Below are 25,922 nucleotides of genomic sequence, written 5' to 3'. Positions count from 1 at the left end.
TATGAATTTAATTAAAATTTTAGTTTTTGCAATCCTGACAATTGGGGTATTTACTTTATCTGCAAGAGGTACACATTTAAAAGAAAATGATGTCACCAAACCTTCCATATCGAGCTATAAGATTCGAGTTGTTGTCAACAAAGAACCGGATCCTTCTCCCACCGTGAATAGATATCGCATTGTAGCATATGTATATGCAGATAATGATACAACGATAAATGTTCCTATTCCCACACCTATTACGGTCACTGGGCAGATAACTTGGAATGGGGGAGTTAGTTATTACCCGATAAATATAACAATCTCTTATTCAGGTATTACGTCTCAAAACTTTGAATGTAACAAACCAGATGAGCTCACGGCAAACACTTTGGAATATCTTTCATTGTCAACCTATAGTTTGGGAGGGATACCAGTTTCTTTTGATGGGCTGTATTTTCAATAATTGACAGGATATGTTTCCTACGTTCTCCTCGTTAATCAATTACATATTTGGTACGGACTTTTCCTGGCCGATCCCAACCTTTGGCTTTTTTGTCACGTTGGCTTTTATACTTTCTTATCTGGTATTCAAAAGTGAATTTGGGCGGAAAGAAAAACGGGGAGAATTGAAAGCTTTCGAAGAACACATGCAGTGGAGCGCGAAAGCTATATCGTTCCTTTTTTTAGGATATGGTCTTTTGGGCTTTTTGGTTGGCTATAAGGGAATTGGTGCGTTGTTGGATCTGGAGGCATTTTCCCATAACCCGCTTCGTTTTATTTTTTCGGTACAAGGAAACTGGACGGCCGGATTGGCGTTCGTGCTGGTCGCTTGTGTGCTAACAGGCTTCTTATACAGAAAGTTGATTTTTGGAAAGAACACGACGGAAACCAGACATGTAAGGCCGAAGGAATTACTGCCTGCGATGTTACTTTGGGTGGGCGTAACGGGTTTTATCGGGTCCAAGGTATTTAATGTTTTTGAGGACGGACATTTACATCATTCCCATTCCATTTTTGAGATCCTGCATGTCAGCGGTCTCACATTTTGGGGAGGTCTTTTTTTTGGTGCAGCCAGCTATCTATATATTGGCATGCGAAGGGGAATGGATTGGCGACATCTGACGGATGTTGGATCGCTCGGGATGTTAGTCGCTTATGGTGTTGGGAGAATGGGTTGCCACCTTTCCGGCGATGGCGACTGGGGTGTCGTGAATGCCGCTGAAAAACCGTTCTCCTGGGTGCCGGATTGGATGTGGTCCTTCCGCTTTCCCCATAATGTTATTGGGCAAGGAGAATATATCTCGGGATGTGACGGCAAATATTGTTATGTACTGCCGGAAGGGGTATTTCCTACTTCATTTTACGAATCCTTCATCATATTACTTGTTTTTGCTATTCTTTGGAAAATAAAAGAACGTATCAAAACACCGGGGAGACTATTTGTTATTTATCTGTTTATTACGGGGACAGAACGGTTCCTAATTGAATTTATACGCGTAAATTATAAATTTAACGTTTTTGGACTCTATTTATCGGAAGCCCAATTGGTCGGTTTTTTTATGGTATTGCTTGCTTTTCTACTAGGTGGATATCTAAAAAATAACTGTTAACTTAGTCATCGATAAATAGACATTAAATGAACCTATATAAATATTTATTGTTATGCTGTTTAGGGCTTTTATTTGCTTGTAAGAAGGAAATAAAACCGCCTGTAGAACCAAAGCCAGAACCTACCGAAGATGATTTCATTAAGGGAGATATCTACGATTATTTTAATAAGTATTCCTTATGGACAGAGCAGATTCCCGATCTTGACGAGGAAGGGCGGTTGGAGTTTGTGAAGAAGTACTCTTCTAACAACAATCTCTTGGCTGCCTTGAAAAATATGACGCCTTTTTATGCTGGGTATAACGGAAGTATTGACCGTTTTTCCTTTTTAGACGAATCTAGTGCAGACGGAAATTTAAGCTATACCGACGGATTTCGAATGGATACCAATGAGGGGTATGGACTTTATTACGGTTGGGGTATACTTTCTTCTTCGGCAACAGTAGCCTATCCCGTTATTTTCTTTGTTGAAGGAGGGTCCCCTGCACAGAAGGAGGGCGTCACACGGGGATCGATCGTATACGCTGTCAATGAAGATGAGGATATTACCGTTGGATATAATGGCAGTAATCTAAACCAGACCGATGTACGACGTGTTGGGGCAAAGTTGGAAGCTGCATTGGAAGCGAGCTCCTTGAAATTAAAAGTGGAGACAGCGAGTGGAGAGGAAAAAGTGTTTACGTTAGGATATGAGGATGCCTATGAAATCGACCCTGTTATTTTAGATTCGGTTTATACTTACCCAGATAAAAATATTGGTTATCTGGCGTACTCCTCTTTTGAAGAGGTGTGGCCCAATACACATCAAAACTATATAAAGCTCGAGGAGATCTTTGCCTCATTTAAAGATGCCAATATTAAAGATCTTATCTTGGACTTACGATATAATACTGGGGGCTATGTGAGTACTGCCGAATATCTTGCTAACAAAATGGTTAATGCTGCAGATGACGGTAAACTGATGTTCAAATACGTAGTCAACGATTATTTGGCGACATCTTCGCAGCATAAAGCCAGTTTTCAAGATGTTTATTTGGAAAATCGAAACAGCCAACTGGAATTGGAGAACATCTATGTCTTGGTGACAGAGCAAACGGCTTCCGCAGCTGAATTACTTATCAGTGTGCTTAAACCGTATTTAAACGTGGTTCTGATTGCCGAGACGGATAGAACGTATGGCAAACCTGTAGGTTTCTTTCCCGAGGAGATAACGGACGATGTTACGCTTTGGGTTACTTCTTTCAAGACCATTAATGCTGGGGGGTATACCGATTATTGGAACGGGATGAATGTCGATGAAGATAATATAGATGATTATATCTTCAAAGATTTTGGTGATGCAACCGAGAACATGATTGCAAAAGCTTTGGACTTGGCGGGTGTCCCTAAGCCAAGTATGCGCGCTTCGTCCAGAAAGAGCAGCGTGACACAGCACGGTGCGAAATTAGGCATCATCAATAAACCGAGAGAACGAAATATGTTGAAAATGAATAACTAAATTTACGCTGAAAATCTTAATTTAAAATAACCACAACTTCTATGAGATTCACGATTGCTTTTTTGCTTCTATCTTTTTTCGGGCTACTACATGCACAGGAAAGCGTAACCTATCAAAAGCCTAGCGAGGAAATTTTAGCTTTAGCCGATTTTAAGCGTCCGCCCAGTGTAATGTTGAGTCCAGACAAACAATGGATGGTTTTATCTTATCGAGCTACTTATAAAAGTTTGGAGGAGTTAAATCAGCAAGAAGTGCGGCTAGCGGGGCTGCGTATCAACCCGATAACGAATATTTCGAGCCGGGTAACGTATGTTAATGATATCCGTTTAAAGAGATTGGGCGATGATGGAGAGGTGGAGGTATCCGGCTTGCCGGAGCATCCTCGGATAGCCAATATGAGCTTTTCTCCAGATGATAAGTTTTTGGCCTTGACACACACAGCGGCCGACGGGGTTGAGTTGTGGGTGGTAGAACTGGAAACTGCCCAAGCGCGAAAATTGACCGATACCGATTTAAACGCGGCTATGGGTAGACCTTACACTTGGTATGGCGACGGCAACGCGTTATTGATCAGCAAACTTCCGACGGAAAGACCTGCCCTTATCGATAGCAGTAAGGACCTGCCTATAGGACCTATAGTGTCCACCAGTGATGGACAGATTTCGCAACTGCGAACCTATCAAGACCTGTTGAAGAATCCGCATGATGAGGCTAATTTCGAAACATTAGCCCAGTCGGAACTATATACAGTAAATCTGGAAGGTCAGCAGTCGAAATTTCTGGACAAAGCCTTATACGATCAGTATGCGTTTTCACCTGACGGACAATATTTATTGGTAACTGTAATCAAGAGGCCTTTCTCCTATGTGGTATCACTACGTAGCTTTCCGCAGGAAACCACGGTGTACGATTTAGAAGGGAACCCAATTAAAGTGGTGAATGAGGTGCCGTTGAATGAAATCCAACCTAAAGGATTTTCTTCTACACGGAAAGGTAAACGGCATATGTACTGGCGCGGAGATAAGCCTGCCTCGTTATATTATGTTGAGGCGTTGGACGGAGGGGACGCATCACAAGTCGCAACATACCGGGACGAATTATTTTCTTGGGAGGCCCCGTTTGATAGGAATCCCGTGTCCTTAGTTAAGGTCACCGATCGCTTTTCTAACGTGATCTGGGGAGATGACGAGCATGCATTGATTTATACGAGCTGGTATGATACGCGGAGCGAGAAAATTTTTGCTTTGAACCCAAAAACGAAAGACCAAAGATTGGTTTTAGAAAGAAATTCACAGGATAGATACAAAGCACCGGGGGATGTATATACTGCACGTAATGGTTACGGCAGACATGTGATATATATGGATAAGAACAATAGCTATTGGGTGAGCGACGGTTATACGAAAGAGGGCCAGTTTCCCTATATTGCTGAGATGGATTGGAGTACGTTGAACCGAAAGCACATTTATACTGTGGACAACCCCGGTAAAAAGGAAGATATCGTTTCATTGGTCGATGTCAAGAAGGGCGATATTTTGGTTTCCATACAGTCACAAACGGAATATCCCAATTTTTACTTAAAAAATATCCGAAAGAACAAAGTAACTGCTTTGACGGCTTTTAAGAATCCGTTCCAAAGCTTGGAAGGCGTATATAAAGAGGTGATACATTATAAAAGAAACGACGGTGTAAATTTGTCAGGTACACTATACCTGCCGGCAGGTTATGACCGAGAGGCGAAGTCAGCGAAACTACCCTTGTTGATCTGGGCTTATCCCACCGAATATAAAGACCGGACCACGGCAGGGCAAAGTACCGCAAATCCCCATGCATTTACTTTCCCATCCTACGGCTCCTTTGTATATTGGGTAACTAAGGGGTATGCCGTATTAGACAACGCTGCTTTTCCGATAATAGGCGAGGGAGAGGAAGAGCCCAATGACACCTTTATCGAACAGTTAATTGCTAATGGAGCTGCGGCTATTGATGCAGTAGATAACCTGGGGTATATCGACAAGAGCAGAGTAGGGGTCGGTGGGCATTCGTACGGCGCGTTTATGACGGCAAATTTGCTATCCCATTCGGATCTATTTGCGGTTGGAATCGCGCGGTCTGGTGCCTATAACCGTACACTTACCCCGTTTGGCTTCCAAAGAGAGCAACGTAACTATTGGGACGATCCGGGTTTGTATAATCGGATGTCGCCGTTTATGAACGCGGAAAAGATGAAGACTCCCATGTTACTGATCCATGGCGATGCGGATAACAATCCGGGTACATTTACGTTGCAGACCGAACGTTACTTTCAGGCACTAAAGAATTTGGGAGCGCCCGTTCGTATGGTTTTACTTCCGCTGGAGTCACACGGATACGCCGCAGAGGAAAACATTTTGCATACCCTGTGGGAACAGGACCAGTTCTTAGAAAAGTATTTGAAGAAGAATTAAAAGAAATAAAAATGGCGAATCTGCGGATTCGCCATTTTATTTTTATACTAAATATTCAAACAACGTCTGATCCTTATTGACTTCAATGAAATCAAATTTATAGGATTTCATTCGTTCGATAAAAGAGATGTAATCCTTTGGGTCATTTAGTTCGATACCGATCAATGCCGGCCCTCTTTCACGTTCTGTTTTTTTAATATATTCGAATCGGGTGATATCGTCCTTTGGTCCAAGTACTTCGGTTACAAGTAAACGTAAAGCGCCTGGGCGTTGTGGGAAGCGAACGATAAAATAATGCTTGAAACCTTCGTAGAGCAACGACATTTCCTTGATTTCGCTCATACGGTCAATGTCGTTGTTACCTCCGGAGACGATACAAACGACTTTTTTTCCTTTTATTTCTTCTTTGTGAAACTCTAAAGCAGCGATCGATAAGGCTCCTGCGGGCTCCGCTACAATGGCGTCTTTATTGTAAAGTTGTAAAATGGTCGTGCAGATTTTGCCCTCCGGTATGGGCTTCACACTATCCAGTAATTTACTGCTAATCTCGTACGTTAAGACACCTATTTTTTTAACAGCGGCCCCATCCACGAATTTATTAATATGTTCCAATTCTATCGGGCCATTATTTTGCATGGCAGCAATCATGGACGGGGCTCCCTCGGGCTCTACGCCGTATAGTTTCACGTGTGGGGCATGTTTTTTCATATGGTACCCCAATCCGGAGGATAGCCCTCCTCCCCCTATAGGGATAATAACAGCGTCTACATCCGGAAGATCTTCCAATATCTCTACTGCGACCGTACCTTGTCCCTCGATGATTTTTTCGTCGTCAAAGGGAGGAATGAACGTCATATTGTGCTCTTTTGTGTATTCCAATGCTGCTTTTTGACAGTCATCAAAAGTATCTCCGGTCAATACGATTTCGATATTGCCATTGCCCCACATCTCAGTCTGTGTAATTTTTTGACGGGGGGTAGGGCCAGGCATGAAAATAACCCCCCTGATATTTAATTTTTTGCAAGAAAGCGCGACACCTTGTGCATGATTGCCGGCACTGGCGCAAGTAACACCTTTGGACTTTTCTTCCTCTGACAGACTGACAATTTTGTTATACGCACCGCGTAACTTATACGAACGAACGACTTGTAGGTCTTCACGTTTTAAGTATACTGCTGCATCGTATTTTTCCGAAAGATGTATGTTGTATTGCAGAGGCGTATGGTTCACAATACCTTTTATGCGTTCGGCCGCTTGCAATGAATCTATATTTAAGGTCATTTTTTAAGAATAACTGCCCCAAAAGGCGTCTTTAACGAGTGAAATCTCTTTTTTTCCGTTACGACTATAAACGGAAACAATGTCAAATCTAATATCGCCCTGGTGGTTGATTCGCCTTAGGAAAACACCGGCTGCCCTGATAAGATTTTTTTGCTTTTTAAAATCAACAAATTGAAACGGTTCACCAAATTGGGTTGAACTGCGACTTTTCACTTCTATAAAAGCGAGTATATCTCCCTCTTTGGCAATGATGTCTATTTCCCATCGCTTATATCGCCAATTTAATTGTAGAATTTGGTAGCCCTGGGAACGTAAGAACGTTTGTGCTTCCCATTCACCATGCCTCCCAAATTCTAAATGCTTAGCCACTTCTATTTTAACAAAGTGTGCAAATCCTCGTCATTGATGTCTTTTTTTGCATCTGCCATGACAAGGAACTTTTCATAGATTACGGCAAGATTATCTTTATCCAGCTGATATCCCAAACGCTCCAAATGGTGTTTTAATGCGTGGCGGCCTGAGCGAGCAGTCAAGATAATATCGGCTTCCACTAGGCCCACATCTTCCGGACGAATAATCTCGTAATTTTCACGATGCTTTAAGAACCCGTCTTGATGTATGCCTGAACTGTGCGCAAATGCATTTTTCCCAACGATAGCTTTGTTCGGTTGCACCGGCATGCGCATCATGGCGCTCACTTTACGGGAAATATGCGTAAACATTTTGCTGTTGATGTTGGACGTTAGGCCAGGAAATTGACTCGCATGCACTTGCATGATCATAGCAACTTCCTCTAGCGAGGTGTTTCCTGCCCGCTCACCGATACCGTTGATGGTACACTCGACTTGACGAGCCCCGTTTTGAACAGCGGCAATAGAATTGGCTGTGGCTAACCCTAAGTCGTTATGACAATGTGCTGAAATGACGGCTTGATCGATGTTTTTCACATGCTCTTTTAAGTACTTGATTTTGGCGCCATATTGATCGGGCAAGCAATAGCCGTTGGTGTCTGGTATATTGACAACTGTAGCTCCAGCCCCAATAACGGCTTCCACCATACTGGCTAAATAAGCTAAATCTGCCCGCCCGGCATCTTCTGCATAAAACTCAACATCCTCAACGTAAGACTTAGCATGTTTTACCGCTGCAACGGCACGTTCCAAAATATCCGCACGCGTGGAGTTGAATTTGTATTGTATATGCATATCCGATGAGCCGATGCCGGTATGGATACGGGGGCGTTTAGCATATTTCAATGCATCGGCAGCGACATCAATGTCGTTCTTATTCGCGCGTGTCAGCGCACAGATAATAACGTCGTCCACTGCTTTGGACAATTCGACAACAGATTGGAAATCACCGGGGCTTGATACCGGAAATCCCGCTTCAATGATATCAACTCCCAAAAGTTCTAGATCTTTTGCGATTTCTACCTTTTCCGGGGTAGTCAATTGACAACCCGGTACCTGTTCACCATCGCGTAAGGTCGTATCGAAAATATATAAATGATTAGGATCGTGTAGCATAGTCTTATAATTATCTAAAGATGACCCGCCAGCCGGCGGATCGGTTAAAAATTATCTTCGATGAGCTTATTGAGGCTCTGTTTAAAGTTAAAAAATCTTTTCCTTATCTCAAATATTCCAATACTTTAGCCCCCATCTCGTTTGTACCCAAGAGATGCGTAGAAGGTGTTTCTGCATTGGCAATATCACCTGTTCTCCAGCCTGCTTTTAACGTATCTGCAACGGCTTGGGTTACTACTTTGGCTTCTTCCTGTAGGCCGAATGCGATATCGAGCATTAAGGCTGCTGATAATATAGACGCCAACGGGTTGGCTTTATTCTGCCCAGCAATATCATGTGCGGAACCATGAATAGGTTCGAAAAACCCTGTTCCGTCACCAATAGATGCAGAGGCCAACATACCCATGGAACCCGCAATCTGAGACGCTTCGTCTGTCAGAATGTCGCCAAAAAGATTGGCTGTCAATACCACGTCGAATTTTTTAGGGTTCTTCACCAATTGCATTGCTGCGTTGTCAATGAACATATGCTCCGTCTCTATATCTGGATATTCCCGCGCAATTTCCTGTACAACATCTCGCCACAACCGGGATGTTTCCAGTACGTTCGCCTTGTCTACCGAACAGAGCTTTTTGTTGCGGGTGCGTGCCGCTTCATAGGCTTTACGGGCAATACGCTCCACTTCGTACCGGTGATAGTTCATTAGATCCGAAGCATAGGTGTTGTCTTCGCTACGTGTTTTTTCTCCAAAATAAACATCACCTGTCAACTCGCGGAAAAATAAAATATCCGTGCCGCGTAAAACCTCTGGTTTTAGACTCGACGCCTCCAGCAGTTCGTCAAATAGCAATATTGGACGTAAGTTGGCATACAAGCCTAACTCTTTTCGTATTTTTAATAAGCCTTGTTCCGGTCTTACCTTTGCGGAAGGATCATTGTCGTATTTTGCATGTCCGATAGCACCGAACAGAATAGCATCAGAGGCTTTCGCTTTTTCCAGTGTTTCATCGGGTAGTGGGCTACCAGTTGCCTCGATAGCCGTATGTCCCATAATAGCCTCGTCAAAGCTGAACTCGTGACCGTATTTTGCTGCAACTGTTTCCAGCACTTGTTTTCCCCATGTCGTTACTTCTTGTCCAATACCATCTCCGGGGATGATTAAAATATTTTTGTTCATCTGTATATGTTATTTATATCGTTACTTCCGTTGCTACCTCACCTTTTTCCAACACGAGCCTATGTTCGATGCAAGACGGCAATTGTGATTCATAATGACCAACATAAATCAATGTATTGCCATATGCACACAACTCGTCTACCACCGCATTGAAATGTATGGTTTGGGCGACATCCAACCCCTGACAGGGTTCATCTAGTATCAGCAGCGGAGGATTTTTGATAATCGTTCTTGCCAAAAGTGCCAAACGCTGTTTTCCTAAGGGAAGCGTATGAAGCAATTGGTCCTTATAGGGCAACAAATCGAAGAAATCCAACAATTGCTCCATATGTCTTTTCTCTTCGTACTTTACATTAGTAAACCATCCTATGCTATCGTAAAAGCCGGAGGCCACCGTATGCCATACAGTAGCGTTTCGGTCGAAATACCAATGCATCTCCGGCGAGATAATGCCTATCTTTTCCTTAATGTCCCAAATGCTTTCGCCTGAGCCGCGCTTGGTTCCGAACAGCCAAACGTCAGAAGCATAGGCTTGGGGATGATCCCCATTCAATAAGCTCAGTAAAGTAGATTTACCTGAGCCATTTGGTCCCTGCAATAACCACTTTTCACCTGCTTGTACTTGCCAACTTATATTTTTTAACACGATTTTGTTGCCATAGCGAACAGATACATTTTTCAGTTCGACTATCGTTTGGCTAATGATTTCTGGCTCCTTTTGTAAAAAATAGGGAAGGGGTTTCTTTTCGCGAACGTCATCTCTTGAAAAATCCTTTGCCTGTTCCACCACTTTGAGTTGACCGTTTTGAATTTCAGCAAAACGATTGATGCAAGAGGGGAGTTGTGAATCATTCGTAATTAAGATCAACGTTGTTCCTCCATGAGCAATTTCATTGAAAATGTCCAAAAGGTTGGCTCTCGATTGTTTGTCGAGTCCCGTAAACGGTTCGTCGATGATTAAAAGTTGCGGCTTAAGCCAGAGAGCCTGTACCAATTGCAGTTTTTTATGCTCGCCACTAGACAGTTCGATCAGCTGTGTATCTTTACAGTTTTCGAAACCCAGTGCATACAAAATAGGCTCGGCATCCGTATAATCCAGACCATTTTTATGACCGAAATGTAAGAGGTCAGCGTAAACGGTCAGCGTATCGTTTTTCTGGAATTTATTGTAACGCTGTTGATAATAAAAGTTACGGTCTCCTTCTAAGTTGGTAAACTGATACCAATTGGATACGTAATAAGCGCGTGGTGGGCACGCGCTATGTTCATCAAAATGGAAAATAATCTCTCCTCTAGCTTTCTCTTCTCCTACAATCGCTTTAGCTAACGAAGTTTTTCCTGTCCCGCTTTTACCGCCGATAACCCAATTTTCGCCTGGATATACAGCCCAATTGAAATCTGACAACACCGCCTGACCGGCGTATTGGAGATTCAATTGGGCGATATGGACGACAGGCTGTTCCATTATCGTTGTTGTTCGTATGCTTCAATCACATTTTTATGGCTCAAGATGTAGTCTATATCATCGTAACCATTGATTAAACAAGATTTTTTATAGGGATTGATTTCAAATACAAAGTTGGCTCCAGTGGCGTTGATAGTTACTGTTTGCGCCACTAAATCAACAGTTAGTTCCGCATTGGGATCCGCAAAAACAGCATCGAATATTTGTTCTAAAAATTCATCGGGAACGGTGATGGGCAATACACCATTGTTTAGCGCGTTGCCTTTGAAAATATCGGCAAAGAATGAACTGATGACAATATCAAAGCCATAATCTTGGATAGCCCATGCGGCATGCTCGCGGGAAGACCCGCAGCCAAAGTTTTTGCCGGCTACCAATATTTTTCCGCTGTATGTAGAATCGTTCATCACAAAATCCGCTTTCGGTTGCCCGTCGCTATCATAACGCCAGTCGCGAAATAAATTGTTGCCAAACCCTTCTCTGGTGGTTGCTTTTAAAAAACGCGCAGGGATAATCTGATCGGTGTCGATATTTTCGATAGGTAGCGGAACTACCGTAGATGTTAATTTTTCAAATTTTTTCATTTCAGCCTCCTTAAATCAATTCCCGAATGTCAACAATCTTACCACTAACTGCAGCGGCGGCAGCGGTCAGTGGACTAGCAAGCATGGTGCGGGCATTCGGACCCTGCCGGCCTTCGAAGTTTCTATTAGAAGTTGAAACACAATATTTTCCCGCTGGAATTTTGTCTTCATTCATGCCCAAACAGGCCGAACAGCCCGGTTCACGAAGCACAAAACCAGCCTCTTCGAATATTTTGTCGATACCTTCTTTTTTTGCTTGCGTTTCTACCTGTTTAGAACCCGGAACTATCCACACTTCCACATTATCTGCTTTTTTCTTTCCTTGTACAAATGAAGCAACGGCCCGTAAATCCTCAATACGAGAGTTGGTACAAGAGCCTATGAAAACATAATCTACTGGATGTCCTAACAATGTTTCATTATCACGGAAGCCCATATAATCCAATGCTTTTTTAAACGATGGACGTTCTGATTCGGGTTGATTAGAGGTTGCCGGAATTGCATCAGAAATGCCAATCCCCATTCCAGGATTTGTGCCGTAGGTAATCATCGGCTGAATATCGGCCGCGTCGAATTCCAGTACCGCATCGAATTGCGCATCTTCATCGGAATATAATGTCTGCCAATAGGCAAGAGCCTTATCCCACTCTTCTCCCTTAGGCGCAAATTCCCGACCATGAACATAGTCGAAGGTGGTTTGATCTGGAGCAATTAGTCCACCTCGGGCGCCCATTTCTATACTCATGTTACAAACCGTCATCCGTCCTTCCATACTTAACGAACGAATGGCTGAACCTGCAAATTCTACGAAATATCCTGTGCCGCCGGCAGCGGTTGTTTTAGATATAATATATAAGACAATATCTTTTGCCCCAACGCCTTTTGCCAGCTCTCCGTTAACTTCGATTTTCATTGTTTTTGGCTTTTGCTGCAATAAACATTGTGTAGCAAATACCTGTTCTACCTGCGATGTGCCAATCCCAAATGCGATGGCACCAAACGCACCGTGCGTAGAAGTATGGCTGTCTCCGCATACCATTGTCTTCCCCGGTTGGGTGATACCCAACTCTGGACCAATAACATGGACGATACCTTGATAAGGATGACCTAAACCATATAATTCAATCCCAAACTCCTCACAGTTCTTAGTCAACATATCCACTTGATAGCGTGATAGTTCTTCTTGAATCGGGAGGTGTTGATTAAGGGTAGGTACGTTGTGGTCAGCAGTAGCCACCGTTTGATTCGGACGAAAAACGGGTATTCCTCGTTTCCGCAATCCGTCGAATGCTTGAGGAGACGTTACCTCATGAATCAAATGTGTATCTATATATAAAATATCTGGGAAGCCCTCTTGGCGCTTGACGACGTGCGCATCCCAGATCTTCTCTACTAATGTTTTTCCCATTTCTCTCTTTTTTGTAAAATAGTTACAAAGTTACAAGATAGATATCTATTCCCGTAACCTTGTAACCCCTTTATCACCTTAACGCTCTCTTAAACGGTTTTGATAGCCTTCATTGCTGTCATCGCTTTACGTAATCTGACGCCCACGGTTTCTACAGGGTGGTTGCGTAAGATTTCATTCACTTGTACAAGCTGGACATTGTCTACGGAGCCGTCTTTTCCTTCGTTGAAGTTTTTGCCAACTAAATCGGTATCTACCTTTTTCATGAAATCTGCCAACAATGGTTTACATGCTTGATCGAATAAGTAACACCCATATTCAGCCGTGTCTGAAATGACCCGATTCATTTCGAATAATTTTTTACGAGCAATTGTGTTTGCAATCAACGGTGTTTCATGCAGTGACTCGTAATATGCGGATTCTGGTTTAATACCTGCTTCCACCATCGTTTCAAATGCTAATTCTACACCTGCTCTTACGAAAGCGACCATCAACAGATAATTGTCAAAGTATTCCTGTTCGCTGATTTTTACGTCACCGGCAGGCGTTTTTTCAAAAGCCGTTTCTCCTGTTTCTGCTCTCCACTTTAATAAATTGGCATCTCCGTTTGCCCAATCTGTCATCATCGTTTTGCTAAATTCGCCTGACATGATATCGTCTTGGTGTTTTTGGAACAATGGACGCATAATATCTTTTAGTTCTTCAGATACTTGGAAAGCTTTGATTTTTGCAGGGTTAGACAAACGATCCATCATGCCGCTCACACCACCGTGTTTCAAAGCTTCTGTGATGACCTCCACGCCATATTGTACTAATTTCGAAGCGTAACCTGGTTCGATACCTTTTTCTACCATTTTATCAAAGGATAAGATCGAGCCGGTTTGTAACAGGCCACAAAGGATTGTTTGCTCGCCCATCAAGTCAGATTTAACTTCGGCGACAAAGGAAGACTTCAATACACCTGCGCGGTGTCCACCTGTGCCTACACAATATGCTTTTGCGTAAGGCCACCCCTTACCTTCCGGGTCATTTTCTGGGTGTACCGCAATTAACGTAGGAACACCGAAACCTCTCAAATATTCAGCACGGACTTCAGAGCCAGGACATTTTGGTGCTACCATGATAACCGTAATGTCTTCACGTATCTGCATACCTTCTTCCACAATGTTAAAACCGTGTGAGTAGGATAGCGTAGCACCTTGTTTCATTAATGGTTGAACAGCATTGATAACCGATGTGTGTTGTTTATCAGGCGTTAGGTTGATTACTAAATCTGCCGTTGGAATCAATTCTTCGTAGGTTCCTACATTGAAGTTGTTGTCTGTTGCATTTTTCCAAGAATCTCTTTTTTGTTCAATAGCTTCCTTACGTAATGCATAAGAAACATCCAATCCGCTATCCCTAAGGTTTAGACCTTGGTTCAAGCCTTGGGCACCACACCCTACGATTACGATTTTTTTACCTTTTAAAGCATTGACGCCATCTGAAAATTCATTTGAATCCATAAATTCAGCGTGTCCCAATTGGTTTAATTGCTCTCTAAGAGGTAATGTGTTAAAATAATTTGCCATTGTTTCTGTTATTATAATACGTTGTTTTTGATTGATTTATTTTGTTATTGCTCGGCGTTGCGCTATGGCGTAACCTAAATGCAGGTTGTCGTGCCCCGAAGTGGTGATCAGCACTTCGGCGAAGCTATGCAACGTTGCGCCATAAGTTGCTGTATCGTACGGCTGGATATTTTGGAATATTCCTTTTTTATAGTCCGCTTCGATTTTTTCTATCGTAGAAAGCGCTAGATTTTTAAGTTCCGCTACTTCTTCCTCCGAGACAAAATAGGTGGGTTTTGACCCTTTTTTATAGGCTTCTAGATATTTGACGGATGATGTATCGGAGGTTATGCCTGTCCGCACATAACACAAAGTTTGTGTACTCACAACGATATGTCCAAAGTTCCAGGCGATGTTATTATTAAAGCCAGTTGGAATTTGGTTGATTTGTTCTAAAGAAAGTCCCTCTAGTAACTGGATAAAAGCTTTCCTCGTATCTAGGATAAATTTAAAAGTTTCTGTCATTTTCTTTCCATCTACATAGTAAACACTCTCTCCTGCTGATCAAGATATTCATTTTCTACGATCTCTGGAGAAGGTTCTTCGCGTTCAAATTGTTTTATTTTGGTATGAAAGCCAGCACTGTCTTTGATGATGGCGATACGCGCACCACGCACAAATTCAATAAGTCCATATTCACCTAGGGCCGCTGTTAGACGGTCGATTTCTTCGCGGTGGCCTGCCGTTTCAAACACGGTATAATCATGCCGGATAACCACGGCGGAGGCGCCGTACTCGCGGAGCAAACGCTCCACCGATGCTTTTTCGGCAATAACCTCTGTTGGAACTTTGTAAAGAGCTTGCTCTTGCCAAATTAATTCTTCGTCTGTATTGTAATAAGCTTTTAAGACCTCCACTTGTTTTTCGATCTGTCGACACAGTTTGCGGACCACGTCTTCACTCTCGTTAATCAAAATTGTGAATCGGTGGATCCCTTCTACCTCTGAGGGTGAGGTGTTCAAGCTTTCTACGTTGATTTTTCTTCTGGAAAAGATGCCAGAGATACGTCCTATCATACCGATAGAATTCTCTGTGTATAACGTGATCGTATATTCTTGTTTTTCCATTTTCTTTGTTTTTACTTTAAACGTATTTCCGATACCGATGCACCTTGTGGAACCATCGGGAAAACATTGTTTTCTTTGCCAACCATAACCTCCAATAAATATGATCCATCGTGGTCGAGCATAGTCTTTAATGCTGAACGTAGATCTTTACGTTCGGAGATTTTATTTCCTTCAATATGATATCCTTTGGCCACTGTTACAAAATCTGGACTCGTTATGTCGACAAATGAATACCGTTTATCGTTAAATAATTGCTGCCATTGACGCACCATGCCTAGAAACTCGTTGTTGAGGATCAGAATTTTGACTTTCGCGCCGAACTGCATGATTGTTCCTAGTTCTTGAATGGTCATCTGAATTCCACCGTCGCCAATGATCGCTACGACATCACGTTCTGGGGTTCCATACCATGCGCCGATAGCCGCAGGTAATCCAAAGCCCATCGTGCCTAATCCTCCGGAAGTAACGTTCGACTTCGATTTATTGAATTTTGCGTAGCGGCAAGTAACCATTTGATGCTGTCCTACATCTGTGACGATAACGGCATCGCCTCCGGTCAGCTCATTTAATACTTTGATTACTTCTCCCATCGTCATAACGTCCGATGTTGGGTTCAGTTCATCCTGGATGACTTCTTTAAGTTCCTTTTTTTCTAATTCCCGAAATTCCGTCACCCACGCACTATGATCATGCCGTTGGATGAGTTGTGTGAGTATAGGAAGAGTCTCCTTACAATCACCCCATACGGGCACGGTGGTTGCCACATTTTTGTCTATTTCAGCCGGGTCAATATCCAAGTGGACGATTTTTGCCTGTTTGGCATATTTGTCCAATCGACCGGTTACCCGATCGTCAAAGCGCATCCCAACGGCAATTAAAACATCACATTCATTCGTCATGACATTAGGAGCATAATTCCCATGCATACCTAACATGCCAACATGTAATGGATGATCGGTTTCCAAAGCACTCAATCCCATCACCGTCGAAGCTGCGGGAAATCCTCCCTTTTCGATGAAGTTTTTGAGATCTTGTTCTGCTCTGCCTAAAATGACACCTTGCCCGAACAAAACGAAAGGTTTCTTCGCGCTGTTTATAAGCTCAGCTGCCTTTTCTATATATTCGTTGCGCACAATCGGCTTTGGCCTGTAGCTGCGAACATGATCACATTTTTCATAGCCCTTGTAATCAAACAATTGTATTTGTGCGTTTTTTGTAATATCAATTAAAACGGGACCGGGACGTCCGGTTTTTGCTATATAGAAAGCTTTTGCTAACACACTTGGGATCTCTGTAGCATCGGTAACTTGATAGTTCCATTTAGTGACCGGTGTGGTAATATTGATGACGTCCGTTTCCTGGAAGGCATCTGTTCCCAATAAGGAGGCAAACACTTGTCCCGTAACGCATACGATAGGATTACTATCGATCATGGCGTCAGCTAGACCGGTAACTAGATTAGTTGCCCCTGGGCCACTTGTCGCAAAAGCGACACCAACACGGCCGGAGGTACGGGCATAGCCCTGGGCAGCATGAATCCCTCCCTGTTCATGGCGAACCAAGATATGTTTTAGTCTGTCATTATAATCGTATAATGCATCGTATATAGGCATAATCGCCCCCCCGGGATAACCAAATAGGGTATCTACTCCCTCTTGAATCAAAGCCTCCAATACAGCTTGCGATCCACTGATTTGGGTGGTGGAAGCTTTGGGTTCTTGTGGCTTTGATCGTGTTTTTTCCAGTGTACTCATATTCCTTTAGTATCTATGTTTTAGTACTTTTACTTATCGCGCTTCACTCATCACTCTTTTAAAGATCCGTTACACATCCCTGTGAAGCGTTGGCAACAGTCTTCGCATATTTATATAATACACCTTTGTTTACTTTTAACGCCGGTTGCTTCCAGTTTGCTCTGCGAGCAGCAATCTCATCATCCGACAAGTTTACATTTATGGTGTTGTTTATCGCATCAATTTCGATGATATCATCATCTTGGACGAGGCCAATAAGTCCGCCCTCGTATGCTTCAGGGGTGATGTGACCGACGACGAAACCGTGAGTACCCCCAGAGAAACGGCCGTCTGTAATCAAAGCAACGGATTTCCCGAGACCTGCTCCTATAATCAAAGAAGTTGGTTTCAGCATTTCAGGCATGCCAGGCGCACCTTTCGGACCTTCGTTTTTGATGACAATAACATCGCCTGGCTTAACACGGCCAGAAGCCACGCCTTTTGCCAAATCCTGTTCTCCGTCAAACACGCGGGCTGTACCCGTAAATTTCTCCCCTTCTTTACCTGAAATTTTCGCTACCGAACCTTCTTCAGCTAAGTTTCCGTAAAGAATTTGTAAGTGTCCTGTTTTCTTGATCGGGTTGTCCAACGGTTGTATAATCGATTGATCGTATGCCATAATCGATTTGACACCCGCTAAATTTTCCGCCACGGTTTTTCCAGTTACGGTTAGACACTCCCCGTGTAGTAGACCCTCATCTAGCAGATACCTCATGACGGCAGGAGTGCCACCGTACTGCTGTAGGTCTTGCATCAAGAATTTGCCCGATGGCTTGAAGTCTGCTAACACAGGTGTTTCGTCAGACATACGCTGGAAGTCGTCTGGTGTGATATCAACACCGACCGCTTTGCCGATCGCGATAAAATGCAAGACCGCATTTGTCGATCCACCCATGACAACAATTACACGCATTGCATTTTCGAACGCTTTGCGCGTCATAATGTCCGTGGGTTTGATGTCTCTCTCCAAAAGCGTGTGCATGTATTTTCCAACCGCTAAACATTCGTTCTTTTTCTCCTCTGATATCGCAGGGTTAGAAGAGGAGTATGGTAAGCTCATGCCTAAGGCCTCAATAGCAGATGCCATCGTGTTGGCGGTGTACATTCCGCCACAAGCACCTGCGCCGGGGCAAGTATGACGGATAACACCATCGTAATCCTCATCCGAAATGGTGCCCGCAATTTTTTTGCCCAAGGCTTCAAAGGCGGATACAATATTTAATTCTTCACCTTTGTAATGACCCGGAGCTATCGTGCCTCCGTATACCATAATAGAAGGACGGTTCAATCTACCCATCGCCATAATGGCGCCCGGCATGTTCTTATCACAACCAGGAATCGCTACCACACCATCATAATATTGACCACCGCAAATTGTTTCGATACTGTCTGCAATGACATCACGTGATACCAACGAATAGCGCATTCCTTCTGTACCGTTGCTCATGCCATCACTTACACCGATTGTTCCAAAAGTAAGTCCGACTAAATCACTACCCCATACGCCTTGCTTTACCAACTGGGCCAGATCATTCAAGTGCATGTTACAGGTATTCCCATCGTACCCCATGCTGGCTATACCTACTTGCGCTTTATCCATATCGGCATCCGTAAGCCCGATGCCGTACAACATAGCTTTTGCTGCAGGCTGTGTTTCATCTTGTGTAAAGATGCGACTGTACTTGTTCATGACATTTTTCTCGTCAGATGATGACTTCATAATTCTCTTCTTCTAAAACTAATTTTTTATATTTCCTTTGTACGGAAGCGCCTATTGTATGCTCCCAGTCTTCTCTATATGTAATGCCGTCCACTTCTTTGATGCCGATAATTTCAGCTGCAGTTCCACACAAAAAAGCACTATCTGCTTCGTGGACATCTTGAACGGTCAATTTTTTTTCCACTACCTCAATGTTTAAGTTCTTGCACAACTCCATGACGGTCTGCCGGGTAATTCCCGGGAATACATGATCCAATGGTGGTGTGTATAGCTTAAAATCCTTTTCGATAAAAAGATTTTCACTGGAGGCCTGCGCAATATATCCATCTTGGCTCAACATAAGCGCTTCATCAAACCCTTGTTTGATAGCATCGCTTGAAGCAAGGATAGCATTGATGTATTGCCCCGATACTTTTGCTTCTATCCGAAAAGACTTCGGATTGGGCCGCTGAATTTCAGAAGTGCACACGCGGAGAAGATTTTGTCCTAGATACGGTCCCCATTCCCACGCAGCAATCATGATATGTGCGTCTTTTGCCGAAGTAAGGTGCATGTTTGAGCCAGAAAACACAAGCGGGCGGATATAAGCAGATCGCAGATTATTTGCCTCTAATAACGCGTACGATTTTTCTATCAATACCGGAACGTTCCAATGGTAAGGAAGATCGATGGCTTGACATGATCGCTGTAAACGGGCGAAATGTTCTTCAGCTTTAAAAATTCTTGTGCCATGATGTGTACTGTACGCTCTCAACCCTTCGAAAGCGCCGTACCCATAATGCAACGATTGACCGAATAAATCTATTCCAGCATCTGTAGCCTTTACAAAATTTCCGTCCAAATAAATGTAAGTGTCTTGATTATAATACTGCATGCTAGAGCCCTCCCCTTTTCGCTATGGTCAAGTTAGCGCTATTAAAAATTCTTTACAATAGGAAAACAAAGTATTTTGAAAAAGTTTATTATTTTGATTTATTGAGTTGTAAAGAATGTTGTTTTGATATATTATGATTTTGTGATTTAAAATTTTTATGTTGGTAGACTAAAATTAAAATTGGTATAGTTGTTCAAAATGACGTCTTTACCGAAAAAGTGCAAAATTCTTCTTAAAATGGACAAAAGTCAAAGGAAAGTTAAAAAAAATAGCCCGCGGTTTAAACCGTGGGCTATAAATTAAAATGTATTTTTTTAACTATTATTCTTCCACGATTCCTTCCGCTAAGACCGTAATATTATTGTCTTTTGCTTCTACAACACCACCTTGAATGACGAAGACAGTTTGGCCCTGCGCTTCCCGAATGATAACTTTTCCGTCTTCCAACGTCGACACAATAGGAGCGTGGTCCTGCAAAATTTGAAAAGAACCGGCGCTGCCAGGTACTGTTACCGCTGTAGCGTCACCTTCGTAAGCTAATTTATCTGGAGTAATAATTGTTAATTTCATGTTTGTAGTATATACACTTGCTTCTATAACGTAATTAAACGGCTTCCGCCAATAATTTTTTACCTTTTTCGATAGCTTCTTCGATGTTACCTACTAAGTTGAATGCCGCTTCTGGATACTCATCTACTTCACCGTCAATAATCATGTTGAAGCCTTTGATTGTATCTTTGATATCAACAAGCACACCTTTTAGGCCCGTAAATTGTTCTGCTACGTGAAACGGCTGTGATAGGAAACGTTGTACACGGCGTGCGCGGTGGACAGTCAGCTTATCTTCTTCTGACAATTCGTCCATACCTAGAATTGCGATGATATCCTGAAGTTCTTTATAACGTTGCAGGATTTCTTTTACACGTTGTGCCGTATTGTAGTGTTCGTCACCTAGTACGGTCGGAGTCAAAATACGAGAAGTTGAATCCAATGGATCAACCGCAGGATAAATACCTAATTCAGCAATTTTCCGTGACAATACGGTTGTCGCATCCAAGTGAGCGAAAGTTGTCGCTGGTGCAGGGTCAGTTAAGTCATCGGCAGGTACATATACCGCTTGTACCGATGTAATAGACCCGTTTTTAGTCGAGGTAATACGCTCTTGCATCAAACCCATCTCTGTTGCTAATGTAGGTTGATAACCTACTGCCGATGGCATACGACCTAAAAGTGCGGATACCTCGGAACCTGCTTGCGTGAAACGGAAAATGTTATCGATAAAGAAAAGTACATCACGTCCTTGACCCTGTCCGTCACCGTCGCGGAAATATTCCGCCACCGTAAGTCCCGACAATGCTACACGAGCACGTGCTCCAGGAGGCTCATTCATCTGGCCGAAAACGAAGGTACATTTTGAATCTTTAAGCAGTTCATTGTCTACCTTGTCTAATGGCCATTCACCTTTTTCCATGCCCTCCATGAAATGCTCTCCATATTTAATAATGCCTGACTCAAGCATCTCACGCAATAGATCGTTTCCTTCACGTGTACGTTCTCCAACACCCGCAAATACAGAAAGACCACCGTGCCCTTTAGCAATGTTGTTGATCAATTCTTGGATCAATACCGTTTTTCCAACTCCGGCACCACCAAATAAACCGATCTTACCACCTTTAGCATAAGGTTCTAACAAGTCAATAACTTTAATACCTGTAAACAATACTTCCGTTTCGGTAGAAAGATCTTCGAATTTTGGAGGTTCGTTGTGGATAGGACGCCCGTTTGTTGTGTCCAAGTCTTGGATACCATCGATGGCACCACCAACTACGTTAAATACGCGACCTTTGATTTCTTCACCAATAGGCATTTTAATCGGAGCGCCAGTGTCAACCACTTTCATTCCACGTACCAAACCTTCAGTTGCATCCATCGCGATAGTACGAACACGATCCTCGCCTAAGTGTTGTTGAACTTCTAGAACGATGCGTTGTCCATTGTCTTTTTCAATATACAAGGCGTCGTAAATCTTAGGAAGATTCTCATTATCGGCGAAGTTGACATCAACTACTGGACCGATAATTTGCGCTATTTTACCAATATTGGGCATATTATAAGGGACTAAATAATTATTAATCAATTTACAGCAGATGGTTTTTATACACCCGCATTTTGGATGGCAAAAATAAGCTATATCTTATTAAAAGCAAAACGCTTATTGATAATATTTTATTTTTCTTTTTATCCATTAGTGTTTGTGTTTAAATGTATGGATGAGCACTTCGTGATTTTACTCCAAAAAAAGAAATAAAAACCGATCAACGGGAGCTCGTGAACACCAAAATAAACACTTGTTCATAAAAATCGTCGCTTCAAATCTTTGAGGGGAGGGGCAGTACTTGTATTGACAATCTTGTATAGTTCAATGTATTGAACGGTTAAGAAAGTTGAATATCCTCCGTATATTCATTGCCAAAACGGTCGATGACCACAATTTTCACTGTTTTAGCATCGGTTTGGGTGTAGAATAGATGATCCGTACGTCCGGGTTCTACCCAGCCCCTTCGGTCCTTGGGTAATTCCTTACCTTTATATAAGGCAACAGCCAGTTCATCGAAACCTTTCGTTTGTTCTAATTCGCCCTTGGCAAGGCCATCGGCAAACCAGGTCACTTTCCAAGCGGGGTCGTAATTCCATACATTAACCATCACGCGGTTCATGCCTCCGTTAAGTTTTTGGACGGTGCTACGGAATTGATAGCTGCGGTCTTTACCGATGGATTTATAAAACCAGTTTACTGATGTGCCGTTTATCTCAAAGACACCATAACCGCGGGGTGTACCGTCTGTGCAAATAGGGCCTGTCCACCAAGCACCACATAACGTGGCATGGGTATGTTCGTATATATGCCCATTAACATGGTTTGCGTTCCTGTGTGTATGGCCGGAAAGAACATGAATCTGCTGAAACCCCTCGAGAAGTGTGTACAGCTCGTCTCGGTTTTTTATACTATTGTATATAGGGATATGCACACTAATAATCAACACGCGGTCTTTGGGGACGTGCTGCAGATCCTTTTCCAGCCAGGAAAGCTGTTCGGCACTGATATGGCCGTCGTATTGTTTGATGTTGGTGTAGCGAATTGTATCTAATACTATATAATGTATTTTTCCTCGGTTAAACGAATAATAGGAGGGACCAAAATGTGCTTTAAAGAGTGCAGCATCATCGGGTTCATCGGCTGTTATTTCCTGTTTATCGTGGTTCCCAATCGTCTGAAAGAAAGGAATGCCTACCTTACCTATTGTTTCTTTGTAATCTTGCCACAACTTTGGTTTATCCCAAATGGAATCCCCCAAACTGATACCGTGAAATTTTTCCTTGGGCATGGACGTGAGGAATTGTGCTATGTCCCGAAGTGATTCTTCCTTAAATTGCTGGGCGTCTTCCTTATCCCGTATTTGGGGGTCGCCTAGGGCGAGGAAATAGTGGTGATTGTCGTTATAGGTTGTTTTTTCCAGCTCAAAATTATAGGCGCCACTGTTGGGGGAACGGTAAATAGCTGCGAAACCATCCACGTTTTTTATATTATAGCCCGATGGATTCGATAAGAAAATATGTTTAGCCTTGTTGTGCAGCTGTAACGTATATCTTCCTCTTCTGTCGCTTACGGCCACATTGTACCCGTCGGATACGATGGCGTTGGCGATATTTTTCCGGCGTGCTCTAATTCGTCCTTTGACTAATTTGCCCTGATCTTGCGGGGGTATGACAGCAAAAGCTTTACCCGAAAGGTAGAGCCCGCCGATGAGGAGTCCGGATGATTTTAAGAAGTGTCTTCTGTTCATTTTAACAATCGTTTTAATGTAAGAGAGATTCTAGCGCACACTGTAATTAAATGCTTTGGGCCTTTCCATTGTTTCGGAATAGACGTTGCCGAATCTGTCTGTTACTTTTATATCTAACGTGGTAGTAGGGGCACTCGCCTTTACCTTAAACATATGTGATGTGTTTGCTGAACTGAAAGTGGGTACAGCATTTACGTTTAGTCGTTGCATAGCATAAGATATAATATGCAGGGGATCTCGCGAATCAATACGCTGTACGGTCAATGATGATCCATTCTCGGTAACTGAAATGTTCCATTTTGGGTCGTAACCCCAAATATTGATTAATACTTCATCATTTTTGTTTTCCGTAGCGAAGTCAAATGCATATTGGGGAACCATGCCTTTGTGTTGGCTATTCGCAGCGGAGGCATATTTGTCAGCAGTTATATGGACATTATTAAGATCGTAGGTTCGAAATTGATATTTATTTTCGTAACCGATGGATTTATAATGCCATTTGATGCTGGTGGAGTTCATTTCCCAAACTCCGTACCCTCCTGGACTACCGTCGGGAGAAATGTGATTGCCGGAATAACCGTTTCGGCCTGTCCACCACCAGGTTGCACAGATCGCCGCTGTGTTGTGTTCCATAAATTTCTCGCCCCTCGGTACCCGGTAGTTGACGTGGGTATGGCCGGTCATAACATGTACTTCATTGAATCGGCTTAATAAGTCCACAAGCTGCTGTGCATTGCTTGTGCGGTAGTTAGGTGTATTTCCATTAGCCGATGGCGCGTTGTGCAATTGGATATGTGTAACGATAATAATGGGCGTTGAAGAACTGACTGCTGCTAAATCTTTTTCCAGCCAAGTCAACTGTTGGTCTGCGATTTTAGCATTATAGTTTCTTTGTCCTACATTGCCTGTAGATCCGCCAATGTTGACATATTCGGTATTGTCCAGTATCACATAATGTACTTTGCCTAGATTGAAAGAATAATATGTAGGCCCTAGGGTGCGACGGTAAGCATTTTCAGCGAGCCAATCACTAGCGAAGTAAGGGTCGTTGTCATGGTTGCCCATCGCATTGAATACGGGAGCCTTGAGGTTGCTGATCTGTTGTACATATTCGGGCAGTGTAAAGTTGTTACTGTACCAATACGTTTCCCAGGTGAGATCTCCCAATGTGATTGCATACACTTTCTTTCCTTGTGCTTGATAGTGGGTTATTTGTTGATTTGCATCGCTCAAAAAACCATTATGAAATTGAGCTAGATCGTCGTTTCTAGCGGCTAGATGCATATCTCCCAAACTAAGCAATACGTGGCTGTCGTTATCAACGGGTTTTAGCTCGAAATCTTTGGTGTCAATTATATTAGGGTTCGCGTTCAAATAACGATAAAACAGCGGGAGATTGTTGTTTGTGCTGACTATCTCGTAATTTCCGGGAATAGAAATAAATACATATCCTGTTCTTTTATTGGAGTTAAGGTAATATACGCCTTCTTCATTAGTTTTGGTAACATTGTAACCGTCAGAGACGACGACATTGGCGAGGCCTTCTCCGTTAATGTGCACGACACCTTTCACGTTTTTGCCTTCACGATCAGGAATATCTGTACGTAATACGTAATTGAACGTCGTTGTGCCCAATGTCTGGCTTAGCTCCCCACGTTTAACCACCAAAGTGTATCGTCCTTCAATGAGATCTTCGGGAAAAACGACGACAATGTGATCGCCTTCTATTTTTGTTACAGTTATGGTATACGATTTCGTTAACTCATCTAGGGGTGTAAGCGCAATAACATCGTTAGCTTGGTATCCCTTGCCGGTTATTTTTGCTTTTGCGCCCTTTTTTATATCAAATGCGGCTGGAATGGAAACCTCGGTCAGTTGTAATTTGTCAATCTGTTCCGGTGGTTTTTCATCTTCGTTAGGCTTTGTTGTTGTTTTCTCACACGAGAAGGTAAAAAATGAAATTACAAGGAAAAGCGTATATAAATGTAACGACCGACAGGAGGTATATTTTAGGTATTGTTTCTTCATTTTCGGTTA

At 42.9% G+C, this 25,922-nt stretch carries 21 protein-coding genes; 4 read left to right on the top strand and 17 right to left on the bottom strand.

Annotation, left to right across the window (positions count from 1 at the left end):
- Position 1 precedes the first annotated feature (1 nt).
- Genes C5745_RS01550 through C5745_RS01535 form a run of 4 tightly spaced genes read left to right on the top strand, consistent with a single transcriptional unit; the run spans position 2 to position 5,535 of the window.
- A complete protein-coding gene (locus C5745_RS01550; protein ID WP_105715177.1) occupies positions 2 to 445 on the top strand; it encodes a hypothetical protein in 444 nt (147 codons plus the stop codon).
- Between the two features lie 10 nt (positions 446 to 455).
- Positions 456 to 1,592: a prolipoprotein diacylglyceryl transferase gene (locus C5745_RS01545; protein ID WP_105715176.1), complete on the top strand. Its 1,137-nt coding sequence runs from the start codon at positions 456 to 458 to the stop codon at positions 1,590 to 1,592.
- A 26-nt stretch (positions 1,593 to 1,618) separates the two neighbouring features.
- Positions 1,619 to 3,088, top strand: coding sequence for a S41 family peptidase (locus C5745_RS01540; RefSeq protein ID WP_105715175.1), 1,470 nt, complete (start codon positions 1,619 to 1,621; stop codon positions 3,086 to 3,088).
- Between the two features lie 41 nt (positions 3,089 to 3,129).
- The gene (locus tag C5745_RS01535) at positions 3,130 to 5,535 is read left to right on the top strand and encodes a S9 family peptidase (RefSeq protein ID WP_105715174.1); all 2,406 of its coding nucleotides are present in this window, start codon (positions 3,130 to 3,132) and stop codon (positions 5,533 to 5,535) included.
- Positions 5,536 to 5,577: 42 nt separating this feature from the next.
- Here the strand turns inward: C5745_RS01535 and ilvA are convergent, their stop codons facing one another.
- The 17 genes from ilvA to C5745_RS01450 form a co-directional block, all read right to left on the bottom strand.
- Positions 5,578 to 6,816, bottom strand: coding sequence for a threonine ammonia-lyase IlvA (ilvA, locus tag C5745_RS01530; protein WP_105715173.1), 1,239 nt, complete (start codon positions 6,814 to 6,816; stop codon positions 5,578 to 5,580).
- A 3-nt stretch (positions 6,817 to 6,819) separates the two neighbouring features.
- Entirely contained in the window at positions 6,820 to 7,185 is a 366-nt protein-coding gene (locus C5745_RS01525; RefSeq protein WP_105715172.1) for a YraN family protein, read from the bottom strand.
- 2 nt (positions 7,186 to 7,187) lie between these two features.
- A complete protein-coding gene (locus C5745_RS01520; RefSeq protein WP_105715171.1) occupies positions 7,188 to 8,342 on the bottom strand; it encodes a 2-isopropylmalate synthase in 1,155 nt (384 codons plus the stop codon).
- A 103-nt stretch (positions 8,343 to 8,445) separates the two neighbouring features.
- Positions 8,446 to 9,519: a 3-isopropylmalate dehydrogenase gene (gene leuB, locus C5745_RS01515; RefSeq protein ID WP_105715170.1), complete on the bottom strand. Its 1,074-nt coding sequence runs from the start codon at positions 9,517 to 9,519 to the stop codon at positions 8,446 to 8,448.
- 13 nt (positions 9,520 to 9,532) lie between these two features.
- The gene (locus tag C5745_RS01510) at positions 9,533 to 10,984 is read right to left on the bottom strand and encodes an ATP-binding cassette domain-containing protein (RefSeq protein WP_207795683.1); all 1,452 of its coding nucleotides are present in this window, start codon (positions 10,982 to 10,984) and stop codon (positions 9,533 to 9,535) included.
- Complete coding sequence (gene leuD, locus C5745_RS01505; RefSeq protein ID WP_105715168.1) at positions 10,984 to 11,568, bottom strand: 3-isopropylmalate dehydratase small subunit; 585 nt, start codon at positions 11,566 to 11,568, stop codon at positions 10,984 to 10,986. Before leuD ends, C5745_RS01510 begins: the two co-directional genes overlap by 1 nt.
- A 10-nt stretch (positions 11,569 to 11,578) precedes the next feature.
- Complete coding sequence (gene leuC / locus C5745_RS01500; RefSeq protein ID WP_105715167.1) at positions 11,579 to 12,976, bottom strand: 3-isopropylmalate dehydratase large subunit; 1,398 nt, start codon at positions 12,974 to 12,976, stop codon at positions 11,579 to 11,581.
- An 89-nt stretch (positions 12,977 to 13,065) separates the two neighbouring features.
- Positions 13,066 to 14,547, bottom strand: a complete 1,482-nt coding sequence (ilvC, locus tag C5745_RS01495) for a ketol-acid reductoisomerase (RefSeq protein WP_105715166.1) — start codon at positions 14,545 to 14,547, stop codon at positions 13,066 to 13,068.
- A 36-nt stretch (positions 14,548 to 14,583) separates the two neighbouring features.
- A complete protein-coding gene (locus C5745_RS01490) occupies positions 14,584 to 15,051 on the bottom strand; it encodes a DinB family protein (protein ID WP_105715165.1) in 468 nt (155 codons plus the stop codon).
- Between the two features lie 11 nt (positions 15,052 to 15,062).
- Positions 15,063 to 15,653, bottom strand: a complete 591-nt coding sequence (gene ilvN, locus C5745_RS01485) for an acetolactate synthase small subunit (RefSeq protein ID WP_105715164.1) — start codon at positions 15,651 to 15,653, stop codon at positions 15,063 to 15,065.
- Between the two features lie 11 nt (positions 15,654 to 15,664).
- Positions 15,665 to 17,407 carry a biosynthetic-type acetolactate synthase large subunit gene (ilvB, locus tag C5745_RS01480; RefSeq protein WP_105715163.1) on the bottom strand — a complete coding sequence of 581 codons (1,743 nt, stop codon included), beginning with the start codon at positions 17,405 to 17,407 and terminating at the stop codon, positions 15,665 to 15,667.
- Between the two features lie 58 nt (positions 17,408 to 17,465).
- Positions 17,466 to 19,166: a dihydroxy-acid dehydratase gene (gene ilvD, locus C5745_RS01475; RefSeq protein WP_105715162.1), complete on the bottom strand. Its 1,701-nt coding sequence runs from the start codon at positions 19,164 to 19,166 to the stop codon at positions 17,466 to 17,468.
- Positions 19,150 to 20,040, bottom strand: coding sequence for a branched-chain amino acid transaminase (locus C5745_RS01470; protein ID WP_105715161.1), 891 nt, complete (start codon positions 20,038 to 20,040; stop codon positions 19,150 to 19,152). The genes ilvD and C5745_RS01470 overlap by 17 nt, the downstream gene beginning before the upstream one ends.
- A gap of 321 nt (positions 20,041 to 20,361) precedes the next feature.
- On the bottom strand, positions 20,362 to 20,610 hold the full coding sequence (atpC, locus tag C5745_RS01465) for an ATP synthase F1 subunit epsilon (protein ID WP_105715160.1): 249 nt from the start codon (positions 20,608 to 20,610) through the stop codon (positions 20,362 to 20,364).
- A 34-nt stretch (positions 20,611 to 20,644) separates the two neighbouring features.
- Positions 20,645 to 22,147, bottom strand: coding sequence for a F0F1 ATP synthase subunit beta (atpD, locus tag C5745_RS01460; RefSeq protein WP_105715159.1), 1,503 nt, complete (start codon positions 22,145 to 22,147; stop codon positions 20,645 to 20,647).
- Between the two features lie 328 nt (positions 22,148 to 22,475).
- Positions 22,476 to 23,885, bottom strand: coding sequence for a calcineurin-like phosphoesterase C-terminal domain-containing protein (locus C5745_RS01455; RefSeq protein WP_105715158.1), 1,410 nt, complete (start codon positions 23,883 to 23,885; stop codon positions 22,476 to 22,478).
- A 30-nt stretch (positions 23,886 to 23,915) separates the two neighbouring features.
- Positions 23,916 to 25,913 (bottom strand): calcineurin-like phosphoesterase C-terminal domain-containing protein, encoded by a 1,998-nt coding sequence (locus C5745_RS01450; protein ID WP_105715157.1) that lies wholly within the window; start codon positions 25,911 to 25,913, stop codon positions 23,916 to 23,918.
- Between the last annotated feature and the right edge of the window lie 9 nt (positions 25,914 to 25,922).

This window comes from Sphingobacterium haloxyli (assembly GCF_002980525.1).
Classification (GTDB): domain Bacteria; phylum Bacteroidota; class Bacteroidia; order Sphingobacteriales; family Sphingobacteriaceae; genus Sphingobacterium; species Sphingobacterium haloxyli.
The sequence above is the reverse complement of the archived record's forward strand: the minus strand, read 5'-3'. Positions and strand labels throughout refer to the sequence as shown.